Below are 276 nucleotides of genomic sequence, written 5' to 3' on the forward strand. Positions count from 1 at the left end.
TTGATCTCGATATCCAGCGCTTTGATTTCGCTGGTCAATTGGCGAATGTCATCAAGCATCCGATTAATAGCTTGGCGCAGGCGTAGAGGTAGATTGTGCTCCTCCATCAATACAGGAACCCGATCCAGCGCGGCGTAGCCTGCGGGAAAGATAACGCCAAACTCCAGTAAGAATCCGTGCACTTGGTTGATCACTCCAGTACGTCGACTCACCAGTGATTTACACAGCTTATGCACGGTCGACAGCACCTGCTGGTCAACCGACTTGACCTGTACA

General features: G+C 51.1%; 1 pseudogene. It reads right to left on the reverse strand.

The annotated features are described in order from the left end of the window. A pseudogene (locus ACW9IR_RS29925) lies at positions 1–276 on the reverse strand (IS110 family transposase); the annotation flags it as partial.

Source organism: Pseudomonas sp. SDT291_1_S447 (assembly GCF_054070155.1).